Here is a 23,943-nt window from a genome sequence, read left to right as displayed (position 1 = left end):
TATATATAGCGCTTTTCCCCGGGGATTTCTGCCCCCAATGCGAAACGCGCATGTCCGCCGTCTGCCGGCGTTCGAAAACACCGGCTCTCCTTGTGGCAGTCTTCGTCGCCTTGCTGGTCGAGCTTCTTGCGAAGCCGCTGTTCCAACTCTGCGCCGAACCCTGCGGGTCCCTCAAAACTGAATTTTTCCTCGATTCCCTCGACCGAGGGAAATTCACACTATCTAGCGTCGAACCTGCCTGCAAACACTAAATATAGTGTTAACAGACAATTTATTCCAGTCCGACAAATCTCCCTTTTCGCTCCCGAAGCCCCCACGATCCAACGCTTCCGCCAGCCTCGTAAACAGGCGGAAATCATGGCCAAAACGCACAAAATCCGGGAAAAATGACCGGGCTCGAAACTCTCCGGTCGCGCCCTCAACAAGAGCACATGGCACATAAAAGGCGACTCGGTTTGCGTCGTCAAGGATTCGTTTGCGTAGCTTTTGTGACCCCAACATCTTGTGTGTCACATATGTGGATAACGGGGACAAAAAGCGGCTGAGGAAAGCCCGATTCTGCCGGCGTGGACCGCTGGTGAGCGGTTCACCCGAGACAGGCCCGGCCGGATTCTGGCTCACAGCCTTTTCATTTTAGCTGGCGTGCATTATGTCTTTGGCCTCGCGCGGGGGCGCGTCTTGTCAATTCCAAGAGCATCCGTTACGCCCGCCCATGACAGTTACCGTCCGTTTTGCCCCCTCACCAACTGGCCGCATTCATATCGGCAATGCCCGCACCGCCTTGTTCAACTGGCTGTTTGCCATGAACAACAAGGGCCGTTTCATCCAGCGCTTCGACGACACAGACATTGCCCGCTCGAGGCAGGAATTTTCCGACGCCATCCTCTACGACCTGCACTGGCTGGGGATTTTTCCCGACGCCACCGAATACCAGTCGCGGCGCTTCGAAACTTACGACGCGGCGGTGGAGCGGCTGCAGAGAGCCGGCGTTGTCTATCCCTGCTACGAGACCCCCGAAGAACTCGACCTGCGCCGCAAGGTGCGCCGCACGCGCGGCCTGCCGCCGGTCTATGGTCGCGAGGCGCTGGCGCTTTCGCAGCAGCAGATCGCCGAATACCGGTCGGACGGGCGCCGGCCGCACTGGCGCTTTCTGCTGCCGAATTTCACCAGCGATCCGCTGCAGCCCGAACGCACCGAAGTGCACTGGAACGATCTGGTGCGCGGCGAGGAAACCGTCGATCTGGCCTCACTGTCCGATCCGGTGCTGCGGCGCGAGGACGGCACTTATCTCTACACGCTGCCTTCGGTCGTCGACGACATCGAGATGGGGGTCAGTCATGTTATCCGCGGCGACGACCACGTCACCAACACCGGCGTGCAGATCGCGCTGTTCAAGGCATTGGGCGCCGAGCCGCCTGTCTTCGGCCACCACAATCTCTTGACCACGGCCTCGGGCGAGGGCCTGTCGAAGCGCAGCGGTGCGCTGTCGATCGAAAGCCTGCGCGAGGAGGGCATCGAACCGATGGCTGTGGCTTCGCTGGCCGTCCTTGTCGGCACCTCGGAAAATGTCGCGGCGGTGCATGACATGCCGGCACTGGCCGCGCGCTTCGATCCCGCCGCTACGTCGAAATCGGCGGCCAAATTCGACCCGGACGAGCTGTTCGTGCTCAATCGTGCGCTCATGCACCACATGCCGTTTTCCGAGGCGCGGGATCGGCTGATCGTGCTCGGCATCTCCGGCGACAAGGCCGAGCCGTTCTGGCTGGCGGTGCGTGGCAATCTCGACCGGCTGAGCGACGCGGTCGGCTGGTGGCGTATCCTTGCCGACGGCCCGCAGCCCGCGCCGGAATTTTCCGACGAGGATCGCGACTTCCTGCAGCAGGCCTTCGACCTGCTGCCGGAAGAGCCGTGGACCGGCACGGTCTGGAAAGACTGGACGGCCAGGATCAGGGAAGCCAGCGGCCGCAAGGGCAAGGCGCTGTTCATGCCGCTCAGGTTGGCCCTTACCGGACTTGCTTCCGGGCCGGAGCTTGCAGATCTATTGCCGCTGCTGGGTCGGGAAGGAACGCTGGCCCGACGACCCTGACCTTGCGCTGGTCCGGCGGGATCAGCGACACCGGCGACACCACCGGCTTGACGGCAAGGCGCTTGATGGCGGCGCGGTCGAGCCCGCCTTGTACGTTCGCCAGCGTCTCCGGATCCGCGCCCGGATCGGGTTTGGCCGCCGGCACCGGAATGAATGGCGTTGTCTCGGTATCAGGCTGCGATTGCTCGGGCGGTGGCGGGTTGCCGCCGATGATCTCGAAATTTCCGGCCTGCGCATTGCAGCCACAAGCCAGCGGCCGCGACATGTTGGGCTGTTTGTAGAGATAGGCGGTCGGCAACTCGCTGTAGGGCCTGCCGGTCACCGACGACGTCATGTTGGCCGAATCGTCTTCCATGCCGCGCGAATAGAACACCTGCATTTCGGTGCCGGGGCAGCTCGATTCGCAATTCTTCTGATCGCGCTCGAAATCGCCGAGCGAAGCCGAGTTCGACATCGGGAAGAAATAGCCGTCGCAGGTGCGCACGCAGCTCGTATGGAACTCGCCGCCGACCGTCGGGAAATCCGGCACGCCGGGCTGATTGAGCACCCGGCGCACATTGCGCTCCTCGCCGGGATCATCGGGCTGATCGAGCGTGTCGATCTGCCGGTTGCCGCCGAAAAGCTGGTCGAACAGATTGCCGTCGTCGGGTTCGCGGCTGGCTTCCTGCAGCGGCTCCCGGCGCGGCGCGGGCTCGTCGCGGCAGCCATTGGCGTCGAGCGCGGCCAGGATGCGGCCGCGGTCGCCCCGCGAGCCGCCGCCGGCAAGCTGCGCGCGCTTGGCTTGCAACGCATCGAGATTGGCGTTCATGCGATCGATGCTGCTGTTCAGCGCAGCACATTGGCTGACATTGCGCGAAAACAGCGAAAACCCGCAATTCGCATCGCTCGCACGACCGCGCACCTTTGATAGCTGTTCGAACTGGCGGGAGATGGCCTTGTCATACTTCCGCACCATGCTGGAATTGCCGCCGCCATTCGATGAAGAAGCAAGCTCGGCTTCCAGTTGACGGCAAACGCGGGAGGCGGCCTGCGGTTCAGTGGTGGCGACGGCCGAAAGCACAAGCGCGCCGAGCAGCGCAGCCAGATGCTTCAGCCTCCATCGTCCGCCCGTCATTGCCCGAACCCCGCTTGCCTGCCTGTCTACCGGATTCGCGGTTAACCGTTCCCTCAATCTACAACCAAAGATGGTCTTAGCCCATAGACGCGTTGCAGGAGGCGTTTGGATAGAGCGGCAACTGTGCGATCTCACCGCTGCATGAAAAAGGCGCAATCGCCCCGGAATTATCCCACGATCCAGCAATGCCCCGGGGAGCTGGCATGATCGCGATTACCCGTCGAACCGCGCTGCAGTTCGGTCTGTTGTGCCTGGCGGTGCCCGCCGCCCGGGCGCAGGAAAATCCAGCCGCTCCGGACTGGCGCAGCAAATTGGTCGAAGCCGCGCGTGAGCAGATCGGCATCACCACCTTCTACGACCCGGCCTATGTCCGCCTCGGCTATCCCGGCGGCGACGTCGCGCCGGATCGAGGCGTGTGCACGGATGTCATCGTGCGCGCCTATCGCCGCGCCTTCAATCTCGACCTGCAGAAACTGGTGCATGAGGATATGGCCGCCAATTTCGCCGCCTATCCCAAGACCTGGGGCCTGAAAGCGACCGACCGCAACATCGACCACCGACGGGTCGGCAATCTTGCCGCTTTTTTCGGGCGCAACGGAGTTTCCTTGCCCGCCAGCGAGTATCCTCCCGACTTTCAGCCGGGCGATATCGTCACCCAGATGCTGCCCGGCAACCTGCCGCACATCGTCATCGTCTCATCCGAACGCACGGCGGACGTGCCGGAACGAGCGCTGGTCATCCACAATATCGGGTCGGGCGCCCGCGAGGAGGACACGCTGTTCGCCTTCAAGCAGACCGGGCATTACCGCTTCGCGCCTGCGTGAGAAACTCAGCCGAAATGAACCACCGCCTGCGCCTTGTGCGCCGCCTCGACCACCGCCAGCGCCGTCATATTGACGACGCCGCGCGACGTCACCGACGGCGTCAAAATATGCGCCGGCTTGTCGGTGCCAAGCAGGATCGGACCGACATGCAGCGCATCCATCATCGTGCGCAGCGCGGTCAGCGTGATGTTGGCGGAGTCGAGGTTGGGGAACACCAGGAGATTGGCTTCGCCCTTCAGCCGCGAATGCGGATAGACGCGCTGGCGCAGATGCTCCGACAGGGCTGAATCGGCATGCATCTCGCCGTCGCATTGCAGGTCGGGCGCAACGCGCGCCAGGATCGCCGCTGCCTGCCGCATCTTCAGCGCGCTGGGAGAATCGCGCGAGCCGAAATCCGAATGCGACAGCAGCGCCGCCTTCGGCTCGATGCCGAAGCGCTGGATTTCCTCCGCCGCCAATATGGTCATTTCGGCGATTTCCTCGGCCGTCGGGTCGACCGAGACATGGGTGTCGGTGAGGAAGATGATGCCGCGCTGCGAGATCAGCATCGACAGCGTCGACAGGTCGCGGTCCTTGACGCCCGCGCGTGGTCCGATGACCAGCGTCACATTGCGCAGATGCCGCTCGAAACGGCCCTCGAGGCCGCAGATCATGGCGTCGGCGTCGCCGCGCTTCAGCGCCAGCGCGGCAATCACCGTATTGTCGGTGCGCACCATGGTGCGCGCGGCTTCCGTCGTCACGCCGCGCCGGCCGGCAAGCTCGATCAACAGGTCGACATAATGGCGGTAGCGCGGATCGTCTTCCGGGTTGATCAGGCCGAAATCGACGCCCGGCTTGATACGCAGGCCGTAGCGCTTCAGCCTGACCTCGATGACGTGCGGGCGGCCGATCAGGATCGGCTCGGCAATGCCTTCCTCCAGCACCACCTGGGCTGCGCGCAGCACGCGCTCGTCCTCGCCGTCGGCATAGATGACGCGCTTGGCGTTCGAAGCCTTGGCCGACGAAAACACCGGCTTCATCACCAGGCCGGAGCGGAAGACGAAGCGGTTGAGCTGGTCGATATAGGCGGCGAAGTCGGTGATCGGCCGGGTCGCGACGCCGGTGTCGCAGGCAGCCTTGGCCACTGCCGGCGCGATGCGCAGGATCAGGCGGGGATCGAAGGGCGAGGGGATAAGGAAGTCGGGTCCGAAGATCGGCGTCTCGCCGGAATAGGCGCGGGCGGCGACGTCGGATGGTTCCTCGCGGGCAAGGGCAGCAATTGCCCTGACCGCGGCCATCTTCATCTCCTCGTTGATGGCGCTGGCGCCGCAATCCAGCGCACCGCGGAAGATGTAAGGAAAACAAAGCACGTTGTTGACCTGATTGGGGAAATCGGAACGGCCGGTGCAGATCATCGCGTCGGGACGAGCGGCGCGCGCGACCTCCGGCATGATTTCGGGATTGGGGTTGGCCAGCGCCAGGATCAACGGCTTAGGCGCCATATGATCAAGCAATTCCGGCTTCAGCACGCCGGCGGCCGACAGGCCGAGAAAAACGTCGGCGCCAGGGATCACATCGGCCAGCGTGCGCGCCTCGGTGTCCTTCACATATGGGTCTTTCCAGCGATCCATCTCGTCGGTGCGGCCCTTGTAGGCGACGCCGAAGCGGTCGGTGACCCAGATATTCTCTACCTTGGCGCCAAGCGAGACCAACAGGTTGAGGCAGGCGAGCGCTGCCGCACCGGCGCCTGAGGTGACGATCTTGATGTCGGAAATGGTCTTGCCGGCGAATTCCAGCCCGTTGAGCACGGCGGCGGCGACGATGATGGCGGTGCCATGCTGGTCGTCATGGAAGACGGGAATGCCCATGCGGGCCTTCAACTGCGCCTCGACCTCGAAGCATTCGGGCGCCTTGATGTCCTCGAGATTGATGCCGCCGAAAGTCGGCTCCAGCGCCGAGATCGTCTCGACCATGCGCTCTATGCCCGGCGCGTCGATCTCGATGTCGAAGACGTCGATGCCGGCGAATTTCTTGAACAGCACCGCCTTGCCTTCCATCACCGGCTTGGAGGCGAGCGGGCCGATATTGCCGAGCCCGAGCACGGCCGAGCCGTTGGAGACGACGCCGACCAGATTGGCGCGCGCTGTATAATCGGCCGCGGTTGCCGGATTGTCGCGGATTTCGAGGCAGGGCGCGGCAACACCCGGCGAATAGGCCAGCGCCAGATCGCGCTGGTTGCCGAGCGGCTTGGTCGCCTGAATCTCGAGCTTTCCCGGCCTTGGATGCTTGTGGAAGTAGAGGGCGGCTTCGTCGAGGTCCGAACGTGCCGTCTTCTTGTTCTCGCCTTCCATGCGGCCGCTCCCTCAAACCTGCTTTGCAGCCTTTTAGCACGCAAAAATGGTTTTTCGCGACGCCAAATAACGCAAGGGCGGCTAAAACAACTGGGGCCGGAAAGATCGAACTATTTCAAATGATTGCGCTGAAATCCTGCCGATTATCCATCGAGCCCATTAGAACGCGCTGACATAGAGGCCGCCATCGACCGGGATGTTCTGACCGGTGAGATAGCCGGCATGGACCGAGCACAGAAAGGCGCAGATCTGGCCGAACTCTTCCGGCGTGCCGAGCCGCTTGGCCGGAACGTCGGCGCTGATGCGGGTCTTGCGCGCTGCGGCCGCTGCCGGGTCTTCCATCGTGCCGGCCTCATGCGGGCCGCGCAGTCGGTCGGTGTCGAGCTTGCCCGGCAGCAGGCTGTTGATGGTGACGTTGCGGTCGATCACCGTTCGCGCCACGCCGGCGAGGAACGAAGTCAGCCCGGCTCGCGCGCCGGACGACAGATCGAGGCCGGGAATCGGGACGTAGACCGACAGCGAGGTGATGTTGACGATGCGGCCGAAGCCGCGCTTGGCCATGCCGTCGATGACGGCCTGCACCAGTTCGATCGGCGTCACCATGTTCTGCGTCACGCCTTCGAGGATCTTTGCGCGGTCGAGTTCGCGGAAATCGCGCAAGGGCGGGCCGCCATTGTTGTTGACCAGGATATCCGGGTCGGGGCAGGCGGCAAGGAGCGCGTTCTGCACGTCGGGTTTCGAGACGTCGCCGACGATCTCGGTCACCTTCACGCCGTGGCGTTCGCGCAGTTCGGCTGCGGTTTTTGCCAGCAGCTCGGCATTGCGGCCGTTGACGACGAGATCGCAGCCGGCCTCGGCCAGCGCCATGGCGCAGCCGCGGCCCAGCCCTTTGCTCGATGCGCAGACGATGGCTTTCTTGCCCTTGATGCCAAGATCCATGACGATTTTCTCCTGTGAATGGCGCGGCACGCTAGCCCTTTGGCTGGCCCAATCGCAACCGTCATACGGTTGTTGCATGAATCGGGGCATAGCCTGCGCGAAAGCAACGGTGACGATCTGATGTCCGGTACAGAAACCCGCACTTTCCGCAGCATGTTCATATCCGACCTGCATCTCGGATCGAAGGCGGCCAAGGCCGAGTTCCTGATCGATTTCCTGCGGTATCACGACGCCGATATCATCTATCTCGTCGGAGACATCGTCGACGGCTGGCGTCTGCGGCGCAGCTGGCATTGGCCGCAGAGCCACAATGACGTCGTCCAGAAACTGCTGCGCAAGGCGCGCAAGGGCACCTCGATCACCTATATCGCCGGCAATCACGACGAATTCGCGCGCCAGTTCCAAGGCGTGCATTTCGGCGGCATCGTCGTTGCCGACCGCGCCATCCACGAAACCGCCGATGGCAGGCGCCTGCTGGTCATCCACGGCGACCAGTTCGATACCGTCGTCCACAATGCACGCTGGCTGGCCTACCTCGGCGACTACGCCTATGACGCCGCGATGGTGGTCAACCGCGTGGTGACGAGGCTCCGCCATATGCTCGGCCTTCCCTACTGGTCGTTCTCGTCCTGGGCCAAGGTCAAGGTCAAGAAGGCGGTGAACTTCATCGGCTCGTTCCAGACGGTGCTGACCGAGGAGGCCCGCCGCTCGCATGTCGACGGCGTCATCTGCGGCCACATCCATCACGCCGCGATCGAGACTTATGAGGATGTGCAGTACATCAACACTGGCGACTGGGTGGAGAGCTGCACGGCGGTGGTCGAACATTTCGACGGCAAGATGGAGATCATCCACTGGGCGCTGGTGCTGCCCGAAGCACCGGACGAGCCGCTCATCCCCTTGCTGATCGAAGACAGGGTCGTCGAAGCGGCATAACCCTCCTGTTAATCGACTGGCCCAGGCAGTTTCGGACCGCTTTCGCGCATGTTAAGGGATCGATCTGCGTTGCAGCCCTTTGTGCAGCGTAATTGGATCGATTCATGTCGCTGCCGCCGCTCTCGCCCGAACAACTCGTCAAGCCGCGCCATTTCGAACTGCGCATGAGTCTGATCTTCGCGACATTATTCGTGTCGCTGGGAACGCATGTGCCTTATTTCCCGCTGTGGCTGCATGCCCAGGGTTTCCACGCCGAGCAGATCGCCATCATCCTGGCGGCGCCGATGTTCCTGCGCGTGGTGACGACGCCGCTGCTGACCGCGCTGGCGGACCGGGCGAAGGACAGGGCCGATGTCTATATTGCGCTGGTGGCCGCGACGATGGTGCTTTCCGCCGGCTATTTCCTCACTCCCACCTATGCGGCGGTGCTTGCCGTATCGCTGGCGCTGACGGTGGTGTGGACGCCGCATTCGCCGATCGCCGATTCGCTCGCGCTGTCGGGCGTGCGCCGCTTCGGCTCGAACTACACCGCGATGCGCAAATGGGGCTCGATCTCCTATCTCTGCGCCAACGTCGCAGGCGGCTTTATCCTGGCCTGGACGAGCCCGCAGGCCGTGCCGGTAATCATCTTTGCGGCATTGTCTGCCGCGCTCGTCGCCGGATTGCTGGCGCCGCGGCTTGGCCGCCCGCGCCGGGCTTCGCCGCTTTCGGCCGCCGACATCCAGCATCAGGCGCCGAGCCTTCTCAATCCGTATTTCCTGTATTTCACCCTCGGCGTCGGCATCATCACCGCCAGCCATGCCTTCCTCTACGGCTTTGTCTCAATCTACTGGAAATCGGTCGGCATCAGCGATTCCGTCGTTGGCCTGCTGTGGGCCTGGGGCGTGGTGGCCGAGGTCTGCATGTTCGTGTTTTTCAACCGTATTTTTGCCTCCGTCTCAGTCGTCAAGGTGATGCTGATCGCCGGCGTCGGCTCCATCGTGCGCTGGATCGCCTTTCCGTTGATCTGGCCACTCGGGCTTGGCGTTGCCGGTTTCTTCGGCGTCCAGACCCTGCATTCGGTGTCGGTGGCGATGGTGTTGATCGGCCTGCAGAAGATGATCGGCGAAACGGTTTCGGAAGAACGCACGGGTGCGGCGCAAGGCATTGCCTATTTCTTCAACGGCTTCTTCATGGCGGCGGTGACGCTGGCGTCCGGCCCGCTTTACGAGCGCTACGGCGTCGACGGCTTCCTGGCGATGATCCCGATCGCCATCATCGGCCTGGCGCTGATCGGGCTCGCCGCGCGTTCAGCCCCACAGCATCCTGTCAGGCGGTAACACCAGCGACCCCTGGTACACGAGGCCGGGCTGGCGGTCGCGGGCAAGCAGCAGCGGACCGTCGAGGTCGACGAAGTCGGCGCCTTGCGCCAAAAGCACTGCCGGCGCCATCGCCAGCGACGTGCCGACCATGCAGCCGACCATCACGCCGAATCCCAGCTCCCGGGCGCGGTCGCGAAGGGTAAGGGCGGCGGTCAGGCCGCCGGATTTGTCGAGCTTGATGTTGACGGCGTCATAGAGGCCGACAAGCGCTTCGAGGTCCTTCGCCTCGTGGACGCTTTCGTCTGCGCAGATCGGCACCGGATGCGCGATGTGGCGCAGGATGGCATCATGGCCGGCGGGAAGCGGCTGTTCGATCAGGGCTATGCCATGTTCGCCGGCGAAAGCGAGATTCTCGATGATGTTGGCATCGGTCCAGCCTTCATTGGCGTCGAGGATGATGCGGCTGTCGGGCGCCGCTTCGGTCACGGCGCGGATGCGGGCCATGTCGTTGTCGCCGCCAATCTTGACCTTGAGCAGCGGCCGCCCGGCATTGGCGCGGGCTTGCGCCGCCATTGCCTCCGGCTCGCCTAGCGACAGCGTGTAGGCCGTCTCCAGCGCCGACAAGGGCACAGCGTGGATGGCGTCCGCGACCGCAACGCCGCTGATCTTGGCCTCCAGGTCCCACAAGGCGCAATCGATGGCGTTGCGGGCAGCACCCGCCGGCATCGCATCGAGCAGGTCCTTGCGGCTGATGCCGCCTTCTATCTGCCGGCGCATGGCCTCGGTGGCGTCGCGCACCCCCTCCATAGTCTCGCCATAGCGCTTGTAGGGGACGCATTCGCCCCATCCGCGATTGTCCCCATCGCTGATCGTGCAGGTAATGACTTCGGCTTCGGTCTTCGACCCGCGCGAGATGGTGAAGGTGCCGGCAATGGGAAAACGCTCGGCCTCAACCGAAATGACACGCGCCATAATTTTCTGCTCCGGCTATGCGACAACGCGTCGTCGGCAAATCGACAGGTACGACCCGTCAGGCTAAACAGGACGCCATGTTGACCATCGGCAAACGCGACGCAAGCGGCAACGCCGCCAAGGAGGCCGACCACCAGCCCCGCGTTGCGGTCGGCGAGGAGGGCGGCGTCCTCGGCTGCGCTTTCTCCGGCATATGGACGACGACGACAGTGGCGCTGATCGACGCCGAGATGCGCAAGATCGAGCAGCGCAAAGGCTTCCAGACGCTCGCTTTGGATCTTTCCCACATCGAGAAGATGGACACCGCCGGCGCCTGGCTGATCGATCGCCTGGTCAGCGTGTTCGAAAAGAAGGGTGTCGAGATCAAGATGCAGGGGCAAAGCGATGTCGCCTCGATCCTGCTCGGCGCCGTTGGCGAAGCTGTCCGGCGCGAGCCCGAATCGCGCGGCGTCCGGCGCCCCAACATTATCCTCCGCGGGCTGGAGGCGGTCGGCCGCCGCATCTATGAGATGCGCGACGATTTCCTCGCCTCGATGAACATCCTCGGCGCCACCATCGGCGGCGCCCAGATGAAGCTCGGGCGCGGCCATGCCATCAACCCTGCGGCGATCTTCAACCAGATCGATCGCATGGGGGTCGGCGCCATCCCCGTGGTGGTGCTGATGTCGGCGATCGTCGGCGCCATCGTCGCCCAGCAGGGCGCCTACCAGCTCAACTATTTCGGCGCCAACATTTTCGTTGTCGATCTGGTCGGCGTGCTGATCCTGCGCGAGCTCGGCGTGCTGATGACCGCCATCATGATCGCCGGCCGTTCCGGCAGCGCCATCACCGCCGAGATCGGCTCGATGAAGATGCGCGAGGAGGTCGACGCGCTGAAGGTCATCGGCCTCAACCCGATCGGCGTGCTGGTGTTTCCGCGCCTGGTGGCGCTGGTGATCGCGCTACCCTGTCTCACCATCGTCGCCAATTTTGCCGCTCTTGGCGGCGGCATCCTAGCCGCCTGGCTTTATTCCGGTATTGCGCCGACGGCCTTCATCGACCGGCTGCGCGGCGCGATCGATATCAGCACCATCTTCGCCGGGCTGATCAAGGCGCCGTTCATGGCCATGATCATCGGCACCATTGCTTCCGTAGAAGGCATGAAGGTCGGCGGCAGCGCCGAATCGCTGGGTCTGCACGTCACCGCCTCGGTGGTGAAGTCGATCTTCGTCGTCATCATCCTCGATGGCCTTTTCGCCATCTTCTACGCGTCGATCGAGTTCTGACATGATGCGCAGAAACTCAAAGGCGACCAAGGCTATGCAGGGAACGGGCGAAAGCGATATCGTGCTGTCGGTGCGCGACATCACCGTTGCCCTGGACGACAAGCTGATCCTCGACAAACTGGCGCTCGACATCAAGCGCGGCGAAATCCTCGGTTTCGTCGGCGCCTCGGGCGCCGGCAAATCGGTGCTGCTGCGCACGATTCTCGGCCTGCTGCACAAGCAGTCCGGCACGATCAAGCTGTTTGGTCTCGACCTCGAAAAGGCCAGCGACATCGAGCGGTTGCGCATCGACATGCGGCTTGGCGTGCTTTTCCAGCACGGTGCCCTGTTTTCGGCATTGACCGTGCAGGAAAACGTGCAGGTGCCGATGCGCGAATATCTCGATCTGCCGAAGAAACTGATGGACGAGCTGGCCTTGCTCAAGATCGAACTGGTCGGCCTGCCGCCGGACGCCGCGCAGAAATTTCCCTCGGAGCTTTCGGGCGGCATGATCAAGCGCGCCGCCCTGGCACGGGCGCTGGCGCTCGACCCCGATATCGTCTTCCTCGACGAGCCGACTTCCGGCCTCGACCCGATCAGCGCGTCCGAATTCGACGAATTGGTGGTGAAGTTGCGCGATACGATGGATCTGACGGTCTATATGGTGACGCACGATCTCGACACGCTGTTTACCGCTTGCGACCGCGTGGCGGTGCTCGGCAACAAGAAAATCCTGGTCGAAGGCACGATCGACGACATGCTGAAAAGCGAAGAACCGTGGGTCAAATCCTATTTCCGCGGAAAACGCGCTCGGCAACTTGATCTTGCCGCGCGCGCATAGACATAAGTGGGGCAATGGAAACCAGAGCCAACTACGTCATTGTCGGCATTTTCACCCTGGCTGCGATCCTGGCGGCGTTCGGGTTCGTCTATTGGACCGCCCAGATCGGTGATCGCGGCGAGACGGCGGAGCTGCGCGTGCGCATTCAGGGTTCGGCCTCCGGCCTCGGCCCCGGCAGTCTGGTGCTGTTCAACGGCGTCAAGGTCGGGGTGGTCAAGCGCGTCTATTTCGACCGCAATGACCCCAATGCCGCCATTGCTACGACCGAGATCGACCAGACAACGCCGCTCACCAAATCGACGCAGGCCGATATCGGCATCGCCAGCCTTGCCGGCCAGGTCAACATCGAATTGAAGGGCGCCGATCCCAAGGAACCGAACCTGCTGGAAGAGGCGGCAAAGGAAGGCAGGACGGCCGAGATCATCGCCAATCCGTCAGCGGTCACCAACCTGCTGCAGACGGCGCAGAACATCTTCACCCGCGCCGACAAGGTGCTTTCCGACCTAGAAGGTTTCACCAGGGACGTGCGCGGGCCGCTGACCCAGACCGTCAAGAACGCCCAGACATTTTCCGATGCGCTGGCCAGGAATGCCGACGGCATCGACAAGTTCCTGACCGCCGTCAGCGCGCTGTCGGATGAGCTGAAGGGTGTTTCCGGCAAGCTCGACGGCACGCTGAAGGCTGCCGAAGGCCTGCTCAATGCCGTCGACAAGGACAAGATCAAGAGCATCGTCGCCAATGTGGACGCCGTCACCGCCAATCTGAAGGAGACCAGCGGACAGCTCGACGGCGTGATCAAGAACGTCGATACCGCGGTCGGCTCGGTCAACGATTTCGCCACGCGCACGCAAGGCACGCTGGCAAAGGTCGACAATGTGCTCGACGGCATCGATCCGGCGCAGGTGCGCGTGGCGCTCGCCAACATTCAGAAGGCCAGCGAAAATGCCAACAAGGCCGCCGCCGACATCGCCAAGGTGACCGACAAGTTCGCCGACCGGGCCGACGACATCGACGAGACGATCAAGGACGCCAAACAGCTTGCGTCGCGCCTCAACGATGCCTCGGTGCGCGTCGACGGCATCCTGAAAAGGGTCGATACGCTGCTCGGTTCGGGCCAAGCCGACGGCGTCATGGCCGATGCCAGGGACACGCTGAAGTCGTTCAAGCAGGTCGCCGACACGCTGAACGCCCGGCTTGGCACGATCACCGACAACATCGCGCGCTTCTCGGGCCAGGGCCTGTCGAATGTCGAGGCGCTGGTCCAGGACAGCCGGCGTTCGATCAGTCGCATCGAAGAGGCGGTGACCGATCTCAGCCGCAACCCGCAGCGCATCCTGTCGGGCGGCGACGGCGAGGTCCGGCAGTTCGATGGCAGGGCACGGCGTTGACTTCCGTGCCCGCCCGCAGCAATTACATGGACCGCGGATGCGGATTCATCATACGATCCGGGGACAGTGGGGATCACGCGTGACGTTCGGGTTGGGTGGGTATAAATCGGCGGCCGTTTTGCTTGGCCTGACGCTGGCTGGTTGCGCGGCATTGGGAGGCAAGCCGGCGCCACTCGATACGTTCGAGCTGTCCGCCCCGTCGATCGACGCCCATGGCCACAGCCGCCGCCAGATCCTGATCGCCCAGCCATCCGCGCTCAAGGCGCTGGACAGCCAGAACATCGTCATCAAGCCGTCAGATCGCTCGATCCAGTATCTCAAGGGCGCGCAATGGGCCGACCGGCTGCCGCTGATCGTGCAGGCGAGGCTCGCCGAAACCTTCCAGCGCTCCGGCAGCTTTGCCGGCGTCGGCAAGCCGGGCGAGGGGCTGGCGATCGACTACCAAATTATCGTCGAGATCCGCTCCTTCGAAGTCCGCGTCAATGGTGGCGAGCATGCCGAGGTCAATCTCTTCGTACGCATCCTGAACGACCGCAACGGCGAGGTGCGCGCCTCGAAGAGCTTTACCGCATCCGCTCCCGTCTCCGGCAGCGGCAATCCGGCCTATGTCAACGCGCTCGACAGCGCCTTCGGCGAGGCGGCGAAGGATATTGTGGGCTGGACGGATTCGGTTATCTGAGCGAACCCGGCGAGGCGCTTGAGACCCAGGAACCTTAGCCGCCTGCCAGACGGTTGGTGACCAGTTCTGCCTTCATCCAGTGGGTTTCACTCTGGACATGTCCTGCCCGTACATATTTGCCCATGCGAATGGGCATGTCTGCCTCAGCAAATGCTTCGGCAACCCTAGCCACAAAGCCTTCTTGCTTGGCCTTATCCAGGGACGCAGCCAGATTATCGAAGAGGTTGGGGCTGAAAGGCCCACGATAGAGCGTGGGAACAGGAGTGATGCCCAGTTCCTCAAACCGGGCCAGGGTCAAATCCCACGGTTGAATCTCGGTCCCGATGATCCATGCAAAGCCAAGAAAAAATGACGGCAGCGCATCATACGCAACCGAATGTCGGGCATAGAGGTTCTCGCCCACAATCCGTTCATCGTCAGCAAGTTGCGGTGAAACATTTGCTGCAAATGCCTTCAGCCAGTCTCGGGATGGATGATAACGGCTATCGGGACTGCGCGCGTGAGAGCCATCGCGATGAAGGGTTGTGTTCTCTCCATCCATCTTCTCGGTGACCACAAGATCAGCCACCCTTAGTCCTTCAAGCGACGCCATGACCTTGTCGTCGCTGGTGGCTCCGACCGATATCGGCAGATGAAAGGTGCGACCGTATTTCCTCATGCTGGAGGCATAGCTTGCAGCCCATCGCGCCAGCAAGGGCAGCCTGAGTTCTTTGCGCTCGTCATTGTTCGATCCATGACAAACGAAAAAGGCGGGAAATTTCCCGCCTTTTTCATTTTGATGCAGCAATCGTAGCTAGTGCAAACGGCCGCTCGCATGGGCCAGCATGGTGTAGACCTTGCCGGTGTCCGACGTCAGGTAGGTCTGCGCCATGATGTTGTCGCGGTCGTTGCGCGAGACGTCCTTGAGCAGCTTCTCGAAATCGTCGCAGTAGCGGTCGACGGCGGCGCGGAACTCCGCCTCGGCCTGATATTTGCGGCGGATTTCGTCAAAGGTCTGCTGGCCCTTGAGTGTGTAGAGGCGGCGCGTGAACACGTCACGCTCGCCGCGCCGGTAGCGGTTCCACAGCTCGATCGAGGCGTCGTGGTCGATCGCCCGGGCAATATCGACCGAGAGCGAGTTGAGCGACTCCATGACATGCAGCGGCGAGCGCTGGGCGGGAGTTGCGCGCGGTGCTTCCGCGGGCGCTGCCGGCCTGGCGACTTCCTCCTCGCGCGATGCCCCGGTCAGGAGATCGCGCACCCAGCCGCCTTGCGGCGTGCGGGCGTTGGCGTCGCGCTGGCGCGGTGCTTCGGCAGGGCGTTCGATATCGAGCGTGCCACGCAGGCCGCCGACCGGCGCCTGCGGAGCAGGGCGCTCCGGCTGTGGCGCCGGCGGCGGGCGGCGTACCGGCTCGGCCGGGCGCTGCACTGGCGCCTGCGGCGCCGGGCGCAGGGCGCGCGGTTCGGCATTGTCGCCGCCGCGTCCCGATTTCGCAACGATATCCGAAAGTTCCTTGAGCGCGTTGATCTGCTCGGCAACGGCACGGCGGATCGCCGAGGTCGATTCCTTGGCCTCTTCCGGCATCTCGATGACGCCCTTCTTGAGCTCGGCGCGGGTGAGGTCGAGCTCGCTCTTGATCGAGCTTGCGGTGCGCCGCATCTCCTCGGTCGCATCGGCGAACCGGCTGGTTGCCGAATCGACCACTTCCGTTATGGCGATGCGGATCTTGTCGGCTGATGCCAGCGTCTTGCCTTCGGCATTCTGCATCGTCTGGCCGACAAGGTTTTCGAACGAACGCATCACCTTCTCGAGGTCTTCCGACTTCTTGACCAGGCCGACGGCGAGATCTTCGAGCGACGATTGCCGCTCAAGCGTGTGCTCCAGATTGCTCTGCGCCGAGCTCAACAGATCCGAAGCCGAGGACAGCAAGCGGCTGTGCTCGTCGAACTTGGTGGCGATCGAGGCCACTTCGCGCAGGGTCGACGACGACAGTTCGGTAAGCCGCGTCGTGTTCGAATCGACCAGGCGTGCCGAGCTGGCGAAGGTCTGCGCGGCCTTTTCGGTGGTTGCCGCGAAGCTTTGCGTGCTGCCGCTCAGACGTTCGTCAACCTGGCCGAGGTTGATCGCCGCCTGTTCGATCAGCTCACCAAGCTGCGAGCTGGAGACGCTCATGCGGCCGATGAGGTCGGCGACGCTATCGGCGAGCGACGAGCGCGCGCCTTCGACGGCCGACAGCGTTTCGGCGGTGCGGCTGGCGAGCGCGTTGACGAGGGCGGCATTTTCGCTGCGCAGCTTCTCGGTCGCGCGTTCGGTGACCTGTTCCATGCTCTTTTGCAGTTCCGAGCCGCCCTGGGCGAAGCGCTCGACCAGCGGCCGCGCGGTTTCGTCCAGGATCTTCGCCATCTCGGCCGAACGCGCCGCCAGCATCGTGTTGAGCTCGCGGGTATTGGTGCCGATTGTCTTGGCAGCGTCGTTGGTGCTTTGGCCGATGTGCTGGCCGACCGCGGTAAAAGTCTCCGCAATCGTGTTGGCGCGCGAGATCAGCTGAGCTTCTGCGCTGGAAACCTGCTCGTTGAGCTTCTGGCCCATCGTCTCCGTCGTATAAAGAAGGCGGTTCTCGACGTTGGCGACCTGTTCCTCGACGCGCGAAGCTGCGGACGCAACGCTCGCGGCCAGCCGCTCATCGGCGCCGGCAAGAGCCTGCTCCATCTCGCGGGCGTGGACGGCAAGTTCCTGGCCGGTCTGGCGTGCACGTTCGGCAACACGCTGCTCGGTGCTGGCGAAGGCGCCGACGATGTTGTCGGCATGCTCGCCGATCGTCGAAGTGGAGTCGGCGATGCGCGACACCAGGCGGTGATCGGCCTCGTCGAAGATGCGGCTGATCTCGGTGGCGCGGGCTGACAGCGCGTCCGAACCCTCGGCGATGCGCGAGATCAGCTGTTGGTCGGCGGCGTCGAAGATGCGGCCAAGGTCCGAGGCGCGGGCGGCCAGCGCTTCGGCGGATTCGCCGATGCGCATGCTCAGCCGCTGGTCGGCACCCTCGAAGTTACGCAGGATGTCGCCGGCGCGGTCGGCCAGCGACTGCGCCGTCTCGACCGCGCGGGCGACCAGCTTCTGGTCGGCGGCGTCGAACGTGCCGGCGATCTCGCCGGCGCGGGCAGCCAGCCGTCCGGCCGTTTCTTCGGCGCGGGCGAGCAGCGAGTTCGACGTCTCGTCATGCCGGGCAAGCAGCACGCTCGTCGTGTCTTCGGCGCGAGCAAGCAAGGCATTCGTCGTATCCTCGGCGCGAGCAAGCAGGGCGCTCGATGTGTCCTCGGCACGGGCGTGCAGACGGCGATCCGCGTCCTCGAAGGTCCGGGCGATGTCCTCGGCCCGGGCCAAAAGGGCGGCCGAGGTCTGCTCGGCACGCTCGGCGATCTTGCGGTCGGCATCACTGAAGGCAGCACCGGCCTGTTCGTGCAGCGCGCTGGTGACTTCCATCACCTTCTCACGGAGCGCGCCGGCAACGAAGACGGCGCTCTTTTCAAGCACGCTGCGGACATTGTCGACACCCACCGACAACGCGCGCTCCATGGTTCCGGCGCGCTCTTCGATGATGCCGGTCTGCTTGCTGAAGGCCTGCTCGATTTTCTCGACATCGGCAGCGATTGCCGCCGAGATATCGGTGCTTCTGCCGGCAATCTGGTCGATATGGCCCGACAGAGAGCGGTCGACGTCCTTGCGTATGTCGGCGAGCTTTGCCAGATCGTCTTCCAGCGCCTGGGTCAACATGTTGCGGCCTTCGGCCAGCTTGCCGACATGGCCGGCGATGATGTCGTCAACCTCACCGCGGCTTGCCGACAGCTTCTGCAGGTCGGCTTCCAGCGCACGTTTCAGGATGTCTCGGCCCTCGGCCAGCTTCTCGACCTGGCCTGCGACCAGTCCGTCGATGCTCGACCGGCTCTCGGCCAGCTTGGCGAGGTCGTCCTCGAGAGCCTTCGACAGCGTCGCGCGATCCCGGACGAGCTTGTCGCTGTGGCCCTCGATCAGGCTGTTGACATTTTCCAAATCCGCTTCCAGCACCCGTGCGAACTCGCCACGGTTTTCGCTCAGCTTCTGCGACTGGTCGGCAATGGCGCTCCTGATCGCATTGAGATCGGCTTCGAGCGCCCGTGTGAGGATGTCGCGGCCCTCGGCGAGCTTCTCGACCTGTCCGGCGACCAGCCCATCGATGCTGGAGCGGCTCTCCGCCAGTTTGGCGATGTCGTCTTCCAGTGCCTTTGAGAGCGCCGAACGGTCCTGGACGAGCCTGTTTTGATGATCGGCCATGATGCCGCTGACATTGTGCAGATCGTCCTGAAGCGCCTGGGATAGCGTCGAACGATCCTGGACAAGCCGGCTCGAGTGGTCGGTGATCAGGCTGTTAACATTCTGAAGGTCATCCTTAAGCGCCTGGGATAGCGTCGAACGATCCTGGACAAGCCGGTTCGAGTGGTCGGCGATCAGGCTGTTCACATTCTGCAGGTCGGCCTCCAGTGCCCTGGAAAGCTGACCGCGCTCTTCCGCCACCTTGTCGGAATGACCCGCGATGGCGCCCTTGATGGTGTTGAGGTCGGCTTCGAGCGCGCGCTTGAGGATATCGCGCCCCTCGGCCAGCTTCTCGACCTGGCCGGCGACCAGCCCGTCGATGCTCGACCGGCTCTCGGCGAGCTTGGCGAGGTCGGCCTCGAGCGTCTGTGACAACAGGCCACGATCGTCGGCAAGCCGGCTCGAATGGTCGGAGAGCAGGCCCCTGATGCCGGATAGGTCGTTCTCCAGCGCCTTGCTGAGTTCGGTGCGGTCCTCGGCCAGTTTCGCCGAGTGGTTCTCGATCACGCCCTTGATGCCGATAATGTCGTTTTCGAGCGCCTTGGTCAGGATGGCGCGGCCTTCGGCGATCTTTTCAACCTGGCCGGCGACCAGCCCGTCAATCGAGGCGCGGCTGTCGGCGAGCTTGCCGAGATCGGCTTCCAGGGCGCGCGACAGAATGTTGCGGCCTTCGGCCAGTTTACCGACATGTCCGGCGACCATTTCGTCAATGATCGTACGGGCTTGCACAAGTTTTCCGGAGTCTTCATGCAAAGCCTGGTTGAGCCGGTTGCGGCCTTCTTCAAGCCGCTCGAGATGGCTGCCCAGCGACGCGTCGATGGCGGCGCGCGACTCGTTGACCTTGCGCAGATCCTCTTCCAGGGCGCGCGAGATCAGGTTGCGGCCTTCGGCCAACTTCTGCACCTGGTTGGTTACGGCCGCATCGATGCCGGCACGGCCCTCGGCGAACTTCGCCAGGTCCGCCTGCATGGCAGCCGCCATGCGTTCGCGGCTTTCGGACAGCTTGCGGCTGTGGTTTTCGACGGCGTCCTCGATGCCGACGCGGGCATCGGCAAGACGCTGGATATCGGTGTCGAATGAGCGCGACACGACATGGCGGGCCGCTTCCATGCGGCCGGCGAAATCGCTGGCGCGGGCTTCGAGCATCGACGAGGTCGACGAGACGATGTCGGCCATGTCGGCGCCGATCTGGGTCTTGCCCTGATCGATCATGGCCGACAAATGATCCTTGCTCTCGGCAAAGGTGTGGGCGATCTCGCGGGCGCGCTCGACCAGCGTTTCGTTGATCTGGCGGGCGCGCGCCTCGAGCGCGGCGTTGAGCTTCTGCGTGCCGGTATCGAGTGCTTCGGCGCGGGTCTGAAATTCGCTGATCAGCGCCTGGCCGCGCTCGGCCAGCGTCCGCTCGATGCCGTTCAGGCTGGACTCGAATTCCGAGCTCAGGGTGCGGGCGGCGCCGCCGAGCAGCGACACCATGCCGGTGGTGCGGTCGTCGAGCAGGTCGGTCAGCGACCGGGTCAGGCCGTCTGTGGTGTCCGTCAGCTTGGCGATGCGGGTGTCGAGCAGCGAAGCAAAGGCTTCGCCCGATGTCGACAGCCTGTCGGTGATTGAATCCAGCCGGGTTTCGACGGAATCGAAGATCGACATCGAGCTTTCATTGATGCGGTCGATCAGCGTGTCGCCGGAATTCGTGATCGTCATCGACAGCTTGGTCGACGCGTTGAGGATAGAGTCGCGAATAATGTCGGAGGCGGCGCCGATCTCGTCCTTCAGCGTTTCATGCGCGCCGGTGATCGAGGCGCGCACGCGCTCGGCATGAGTGACGACGGCTTCGCGCTCGCTGCCCAGCCCGTCGACCAGCGACCGGATGCGCGATTCATTCTCCGAATAGGAGCGTTCGATCTGGTTGACCTCGCTGTGGACCAGAGTTTCGAGCTCGACGGCGCGCGCCAGCGTGCGCTCGATGCCTTCGCCCATCGCCGCCACTTCACGGCGAACGGCCTGGCCGATCATCATCACGCGGTCTTGGGCGAGGTTTTCCGGCTCCGCCAAGCGGAAAGCCACCTCCGTCATCGATTGCGCGGCAATGCGCATTTCCTGCGCGCGGCGGATCATCGCCGCGAAGGCCCAAAACAGGACGACCGGTATGATTGCCGCGATCGCCAGGCCGATCAGTTCAGGGCGGGCCAGGATTTGATCGAACGTACGAATTTTCCAGATGCTGGGGCCAAACAGCAGATTGGCGAGGCCGCCGGCGCCGGCGATCCAGGCCAGCGACACGAACGCCACGACCCAATAGATCGTGCTAGACGCGCGCCGGTTGAGGCTGTGCAGCAGCGTCTTGTAATCTTTCTGGCGGTCATCGTTTGCCGGCTTGAAGCCGGCTGGCTGCGCGCTGTTGCGCGATTCGACCGGGCGCAGCTCGGCGGGCTTGGCTGCCGGCTTCGCACTCTGGTTTTGTTGGACGGGCGCGTTTTGAGCGGGGGCGGGCTTCTGGGGGCGGCCTTCGCGCGCCAGTTCGTCCGCGGCCTGCGATATCTGCGCTTCCAGATCTTCCATCGACGCCGCGATATCGAGATCGCCGCTGCCGTCTCCGCTGAGATCGAGGTCTAGTGCCTTTTCGAGTTCCCTGGCTACGTCGCTGTCGAGAGTTCTGGTCGTCGTTGGTTTCTTCGCCATGCCTTCGCTACCCTGTACTAGCTGCCGAGGGACTTCTTATTTTTGCCTGATTCTGGCTCGTCTTATCCCACGCAGGAGGCTGAAAATGGACCTTCGTATCGTAATGACACACAGGGGTAAAGAAAACATGCATTCCGCGAGATACGTAAAACTTTAAATATAAGGTTAACGACAACGTGATCTAACCGCCTCAACGGCAACAATTTTCCAGCCCATTCATTAACGCGTTGGCGACGGAAATCGCCTAGTTTTTTCGGCGATCGGCACAAGGAGTTTCAAATTGGTACGCGGTGAAAGCGGCATTGCCTTCTCAATGCCGGGCGGCGATGCGTCGGGACCGGCCCGTTCGCGCCCAGTGGATCTGGCCCACCTGGCCCGTCAGACTATGGGGGATCGCGCCCTCGAACAGGAGGTATTGGCGCTGTTCGTACAGCAGGCGCTTTCCGTCCGCGACAGAATAGTCGATGCCGATGTCAGGGAGCGACTGCTTCTGGCGCATGGGCTGAAAGGTTCGGCGCGCGGGGTCGGCGCCTTTGCCATCGCCGACTGCGCCACCTCGATCGAACAGCAGCCGGAAGATGCGCGCATCCTCAAGCGCCTCGGCACCCTGATCGAGGAAGTGCGCGATTTCATCGCCGCCATCAGCCGGTAATGGCTGCCGCTCGGCAGCGGCCACCGGGATGAATCGACGGGGCCAGGGCGTGCTTTGGCCAGCTTTCCGAAAAAACGTCACAAAGCGGCGCTTTCGCGCCGCAGTTGACTTGTCCGGTGGAGTGATTATCTCGGCTGGGACTCCCTTCAGGTGACAAATGACCAAGCTGACCTTCATTGCCCATGACGGCACTCCTTTCGATGTCGAGGCCGAAAACGGCTCGACCGTCATGGAGAATGCGATCCGTAGCGCGGTGCCGGGCATCGAGGCAGAATGCGGCGGCGCCTGCGCCTGCGCGACCTGCCATGTCTATGTCGACGAAGCCTGGACGGCCGAGGTCGGCGAGCCGGAGGCGATGGAAGAGGACATGCTGGACTTTGCCTATGACGTCCAGCCGAACTCGCGCCTGTCCTGCCAGATCAAGGTGCGCGACGCGCTTGACGGCCTCGTCGTGCGCGTGCCGGCTCGCCAGGGTTGATCTCCCGTACCATCTGATTTTTCCCGCCGCCGCTTGGCAGCGGGCCAATGCTCATGCAGTCTCGCGCCAGTTTCGCCCCAGTTTGACAATGAGGCTCGCCTGGCATGACCGATGTAATCAAGACGGACGCACTCATTGTCGGGGCGGGGCCGGTCGGCCTGTTCGCCGTGTTCGAACTCGGCCTCTTCGACATGAAGTGCCATCTGATCGATATCCTCGACCGGCCCGGCGGCCAATGCGCCGAACTCTATCCGGAAAAGCCGATCTACGACATTCCAGGCTGGCCCTCGATCTCGGCGCAAGGGCTGGTCGACAGACTGCTGGAGCAGATTCACCCGTTCAAGCCGGATTTTACCTTCAACCGCATGGTCTCCAGCCTGGAAAAGCTGGACGACGGCTCATTTCGGGTCACCACCGACGAGAACGAGGTGTTCGAAGCCAAGGTGGTGGTGATCGCCGCCGGTGGCGGCTCGTTCCAGCCCAAACGGCCGCCCATTCCCGGCATCGAGGCCTATGAGGGCAGGAGCGTCTTCTATTCGGTGCGCCGTATGGAGGAATTCCGCGGCCACGACCTCGTCATCGTCGGCGGCGGCGATTCCGCACTCGACTGGACGCTGAACCTGCAGCCGGTGGCAAAAAGCGTGACACTGGTCCACCGGCGCGCGGAATTCAGGGCGGCGCCCGACAGCGTCAACAAGATGTATGCCATGCAGGAGATGAAGCAGCTGGAGTTCCGGGTCGGCCAGGTGAGCGGCCTGACCGGCGCCGACGGCGAGCTGGCCTCTGCTACCATCAAGGGCGGGCCTGACGGCGACATCGAGGTGCCGTGCACGCGCATGCTGCCGTTCTTCGGCCTGACCATGAAGCTCGGCCCGATCGCCGAATGGGGGCTCAACCTTCATGAGAACCTCATCCCGGTCGATACCGAGAAATTCCAGACTTCGGTGCCAGGCATCTTTGCCGTCGGCGACATCAACTGGTACCCAGGCAAGCTGAAGCTGATCCTGTCGGGTTTTCACGAGGTGGCGCTGATGGCGCAGGCCGCCAAGCGCATCATCAGCCCCGGTGAGCGCATCGTCTTCCAGTACACGACGTCGTCGACCAGCCTGCAGAAGAAGCTCGGCGTCGTGGAGTAGGTCCTACAGGGCTTTCCGAA

The 23,943-nt window shown here is 63.3% G+C and carries 17 protein-coding genes; 11 read left to right on the top strand and 6 right to left on the bottom strand.

All coding sequences use genetic code 11. The annotated features are described in order from the left end of the window. Positions 1-712: 712 nt before the first annotated feature. Positions 713-2,086 carry a glutamate--tRNA ligase gene (gene gltX, locus ACYG9R_RS27135; RefSeq protein ID WP_023684934.1) on the top strand — a complete coding sequence of 458 codons (1,374 nt, stop codon included), beginning with the start codon at positions 713-715 and terminating at the stop codon, positions 2,084-2,086. Here gltX and ACYG9R_RS27130 read toward each other — a convergent pair. Further along, positions 2,004-3,200, bottom strand: a complete 1,197-nt coding sequence (locus ACYG9R_RS27130; protein ID WP_023690148.1) for a DUF2865 domain-containing protein — start codon at positions 3,198-3,200, stop codon at positions 2,004-2,006. The two genes, gltX and ACYG9R_RS27130, sit on opposite strands and share 83 nt — an antisense overlap. A gap of 203 nt (positions 3,201-3,403) precedes the next feature. On the opposite strand from ACYG9R_RS27130, the gene ACYG9R_RS27125 reads away from it, so the two are divergent. After that, on the top strand, positions 3,404-4,024 hold the full coding sequence (locus ACYG9R_RS27125) for a DUF1287 domain-containing protein (protein ID WP_050590581.1): 621 nt from the start codon (positions 3,404-3,406) through the stop codon (positions 4,022-4,024). Positions 4,025-4,029: 5 nt separating this feature from the next. Here the strand turns inward: ACYG9R_RS27125 and ACYG9R_RS27120 are convergent, their stop codons facing one another. Continuing rightward, on the bottom strand, positions 4,030-6,354 hold the full coding sequence (locus ACYG9R_RS27120) for an NADP-dependent malic enzyme (RefSeq protein WP_023825089.1): 2,325 nt from the start codon (positions 6,352-6,354) through the stop codon (positions 4,030-4,032). 159 nt (positions 6,355-6,513) lie between these two features. Further along, on the bottom strand, positions 6,514-7,293 hold the full coding sequence (locus ACYG9R_RS27115; RefSeq protein WP_023825088.1) for an SDR family oxidoreductase: 780 nt from the start codon (positions 7,291-7,293) through the stop codon (positions 6,514-6,516). A 120-nt stretch (positions 7,294-7,413) separates the two neighbouring features. On the opposite strand from ACYG9R_RS27115, the gene ACYG9R_RS27110 reads away from it, so the two are divergent. Both ACYG9R_RS27110 and ACYG9R_RS27105 read left to right on the top strand, forming a co-directional pair. Beyond that, entirely contained in the window at positions 7,414-8,229 is an 816-nt protein-coding gene (locus ACYG9R_RS27110; protein ID WP_023739351.1) for a UDP-2,3-diacylglucosamine diphosphatase, read from the top strand. A 104-nt stretch (positions 8,230-8,333) separates the two neighbouring features. Beyond that, positions 8,334-9,548, top strand: coding sequence for an MFS transporter (locus tag ACYG9R_RS27105; protein WP_023715970.1), 1,215 nt, complete (start codon positions 8,334-8,336; stop codon positions 9,546-9,548). On the opposite strand, the gene dgcA is transcribed toward ACYG9R_RS27105, so the two are convergent. After that, the gene (gene dgcA / locus ACYG9R_RS27100; protein WP_023825087.1) at positions 9,519-10,502 is read right to left on the bottom strand and encodes an N-acetyl-D-Glu racemase DgcA; all 984 of its coding nucleotides are present in this window, start codon (positions 10,500-10,502) and stop codon (positions 9,519-9,521) included. The two genes, ACYG9R_RS27105 and dgcA, sit on opposite strands and share 30 nt — an antisense overlap. Before the next feature lie 77 nt (positions 10,503-10,579). Between dgcA and ACYG9R_RS27095 the strand changes: the two genes are divergently transcribed. Genes ACYG9R_RS27095 through ACYG9R_RS27080 form a run of 4 tightly spaced genes read left to right on the top strand, consistent with a single transcriptional unit; the run spans position 10,580 to position 14,654 of the window. Beyond that, entirely contained in the window at positions 10,580-11,767 is a 1,188-nt protein-coding gene (locus ACYG9R_RS27095; protein ID WP_023708615.1) for an MlaE family ABC transporter permease, read from the top strand. 1 nt (position 11,768) lies between these two features. After that, positions 11,769-12,587, top strand: a complete 819-nt coding sequence (locus ACYG9R_RS27090) for an ABC transporter ATP-binding protein (protein ID WP_023694175.1) — start codon at positions 11,769-11,771, stop codon at positions 12,585-12,587. 14 nt (positions 12,588-12,601) lie between these two features. After that, positions 12,602-13,975: an MlaD family protein gene (locus tag ACYG9R_RS27085; RefSeq protein ID WP_023690141.1), complete on the top strand. Its 1,374-nt coding sequence runs from the start codon at positions 12,602-12,604 to the stop codon at positions 13,973-13,975. Between the two features lie 37 nt (positions 13,976-14,012). Beyond that, entirely contained in the window at positions 14,013-14,654 is a 642-nt protein-coding gene (locus tag ACYG9R_RS27080) for an ABC-type transport auxiliary lipoprotein family protein (RefSeq protein ID WP_460221856.1), read from the top strand. 34 nt (positions 14,655-14,688) lie between these two features. Here the strand turns inward: ACYG9R_RS27080 and ACYG9R_RS27075 are convergent, their stop codons facing one another. Together ACYG9R_RS27075 and ACYG9R_RS27070 are read right to left on the bottom strand one after the other, a co-directional pair. Then, positions 14,689-15,441 (bottom strand): RNA ligase family protein, encoded by a 753-nt coding sequence (locus ACYG9R_RS27075; protein WP_245260146.1) that lies wholly within the window; start codon positions 15,439-15,441, stop codon positions 14,689-14,691. A 6-nt stretch (positions 15,442-15,447) separates the two neighbouring features. After that, a complete protein-coding gene (locus ACYG9R_RS27070) occupies positions 15,448-21,657 on the bottom strand; it encodes an apolipoprotein A-IV repeat region-like domain-containing protein (protein ID WP_352444742.1) in 6,210 nt (2,069 codons plus the stop codon). Between the two features lie 313 nt (positions 21,658-21,970). Here ACYG9R_RS27070 and ACYG9R_RS27065 point away from each other — a divergent pair, with 313 nt between their 5' ends. From ACYG9R_RS27065 to ACYG9R_RS27055, 3 genes are all read left to right on the top strand, one after another. Then, positions 21,971-22,309, top strand: coding sequence for an Hpt domain-containing protein (locus ACYG9R_RS27065; protein WP_023688665.1), 339 nt, complete (start codon positions 21,971-21,973; stop codon positions 22,307-22,309). Positions 22,310-22,466: 157 nt separating this feature from the next. After that, a complete protein-coding gene (locus ACYG9R_RS27060; RefSeq protein WP_023673507.1) occupies positions 22,467-22,787 on the top strand; it encodes a 2Fe-2S iron-sulfur cluster-binding protein in 321 nt (106 codons plus the stop codon). 104 nt (positions 22,788-22,891) lie between these two features. Further along, positions 22,892-23,923 carry an NAD(P)/FAD-dependent oxidoreductase gene (locus tag ACYG9R_RS27055; RefSeq protein ID WP_023673506.1) on the top strand — a complete coding sequence of 344 codons (1,032 nt, stop codon included), beginning with the start codon at positions 22,892-22,894 and terminating at the stop codon, positions 23,921-23,923. The last annotated feature ends 20 nt before the right edge of the window (positions 23,924-23,943 follow it).

Source organism: Mesorhizobium sp. RSR565B (assembly GCF_054719465.1).
The sequence above is the reverse complement of the archived record's forward strand: the minus strand, read 5'-3'. Positions and strand labels throughout refer to the sequence as shown.

Bases quoted from the DNA above. Each gene is read 5' to 3' on its own strand.
- gltX (WP_023684934.1), top strand. From the start codon at position 713: ATGACAGTTACCGTCCGTTTTGCCCCCTCACCAACTGGCCGCATTCAT.
- ACYG9R_RS27130 (WP_023690148.1), bottom strand. From the start codon at position 3,200: ATGACGGGCGGACGATGGAGGCTGAAGCATCTGGCTGCGCTGCTCGGC.
- ACYG9R_RS27125 (WP_050590581.1), top strand. From the start codon at position 3,404: ATGATCGCGATTACCCGTCGAACCGCGCTGCAGTTCGGTCTGTTGTGC.
- ACYG9R_RS27120 (WP_023825089.1), bottom strand. From the start codon at position 6,354: ATGGAAGGCGAGAACAAGAAGACGGCACGTTCGGACCTCGACGAAGCC.
- ACYG9R_RS27115 (WP_023825088.1), bottom strand. From the start codon at position 7,293: ATGGATCTTGGCATCAAGGGCAAGAAAGCCATCGTCTGCGCATCGAGC.
- ACYG9R_RS27110 (WP_023739351.1), top strand. From the start codon at position 7,414: ATGTCCGGTACAGAAACCCGCACTTTCCGCAGCATGTTCATATCCGAC.
- ACYG9R_RS27105 (WP_023715970.1), top strand. From the start codon at position 8,334: ATGTCGCTGCCGCCGCTCTCGCCCGAACAACTCGTCAAGCCGCGCCAT.
- dgcA (WP_023825087.1), bottom strand. From the start codon at position 10,502: ATGGCGCGTGTCATTTCGGTTGAGGCCGAGCGTTTTCCCATTGCCGGC.
- ACYG9R_RS27095 (WP_023708615.1), top strand. From the start codon at position 10,580: ATGTTGACCATCGGCAAACGCGACGCAAGCGGCAACGCCGCCAAGGAG.
- ACYG9R_RS27090 (WP_023694175.1), top strand. From the start codon at position 11,769: ATGATGCGCAGAAACTCAAAGGCGACCAAGGCTATGCAGGGAACGGGC.
- ACYG9R_RS27085 (WP_023690141.1), top strand. From the start codon at position 12,602: ATGGAAACCAGAGCCAACTACGTCATTGTCGGCATTTTCACCCTGGCT.
- ACYG9R_RS27080 (WP_460221856.1), top strand. From the start codon at position 14,013: ATGCGGATTCATCATACGATCCGGGGACAGTGGGGATCACGCGTGACG.
- ACYG9R_RS27070 (WP_352444742.1), bottom strand. From the start codon at position 21,657: ATGGCGAAGAAACCAACGACGACCAGAACTCTCGACAGCGACGTAGCC.
- ACYG9R_RS27065 (WP_023688665.1), top strand. From the start codon at position 21,971: ATGCCGGGCGGCGATGCGTCGGGACCGGCCCGTTCGCGCCCAGTGGAT.
- ACYG9R_RS27060 (WP_023673507.1), top strand. From the start codon at position 22,467: ATGACCAAGCTGACCTTCATTGCCCATGACGGCACTCCTTTCGATGTC.
- ACYG9R_RS27055 (WP_023673506.1), top strand. From the start codon at position 22,892: ATGACCGATGTAATCAAGACGGACGCACTCATTGTCGGGGCGGGGCCG.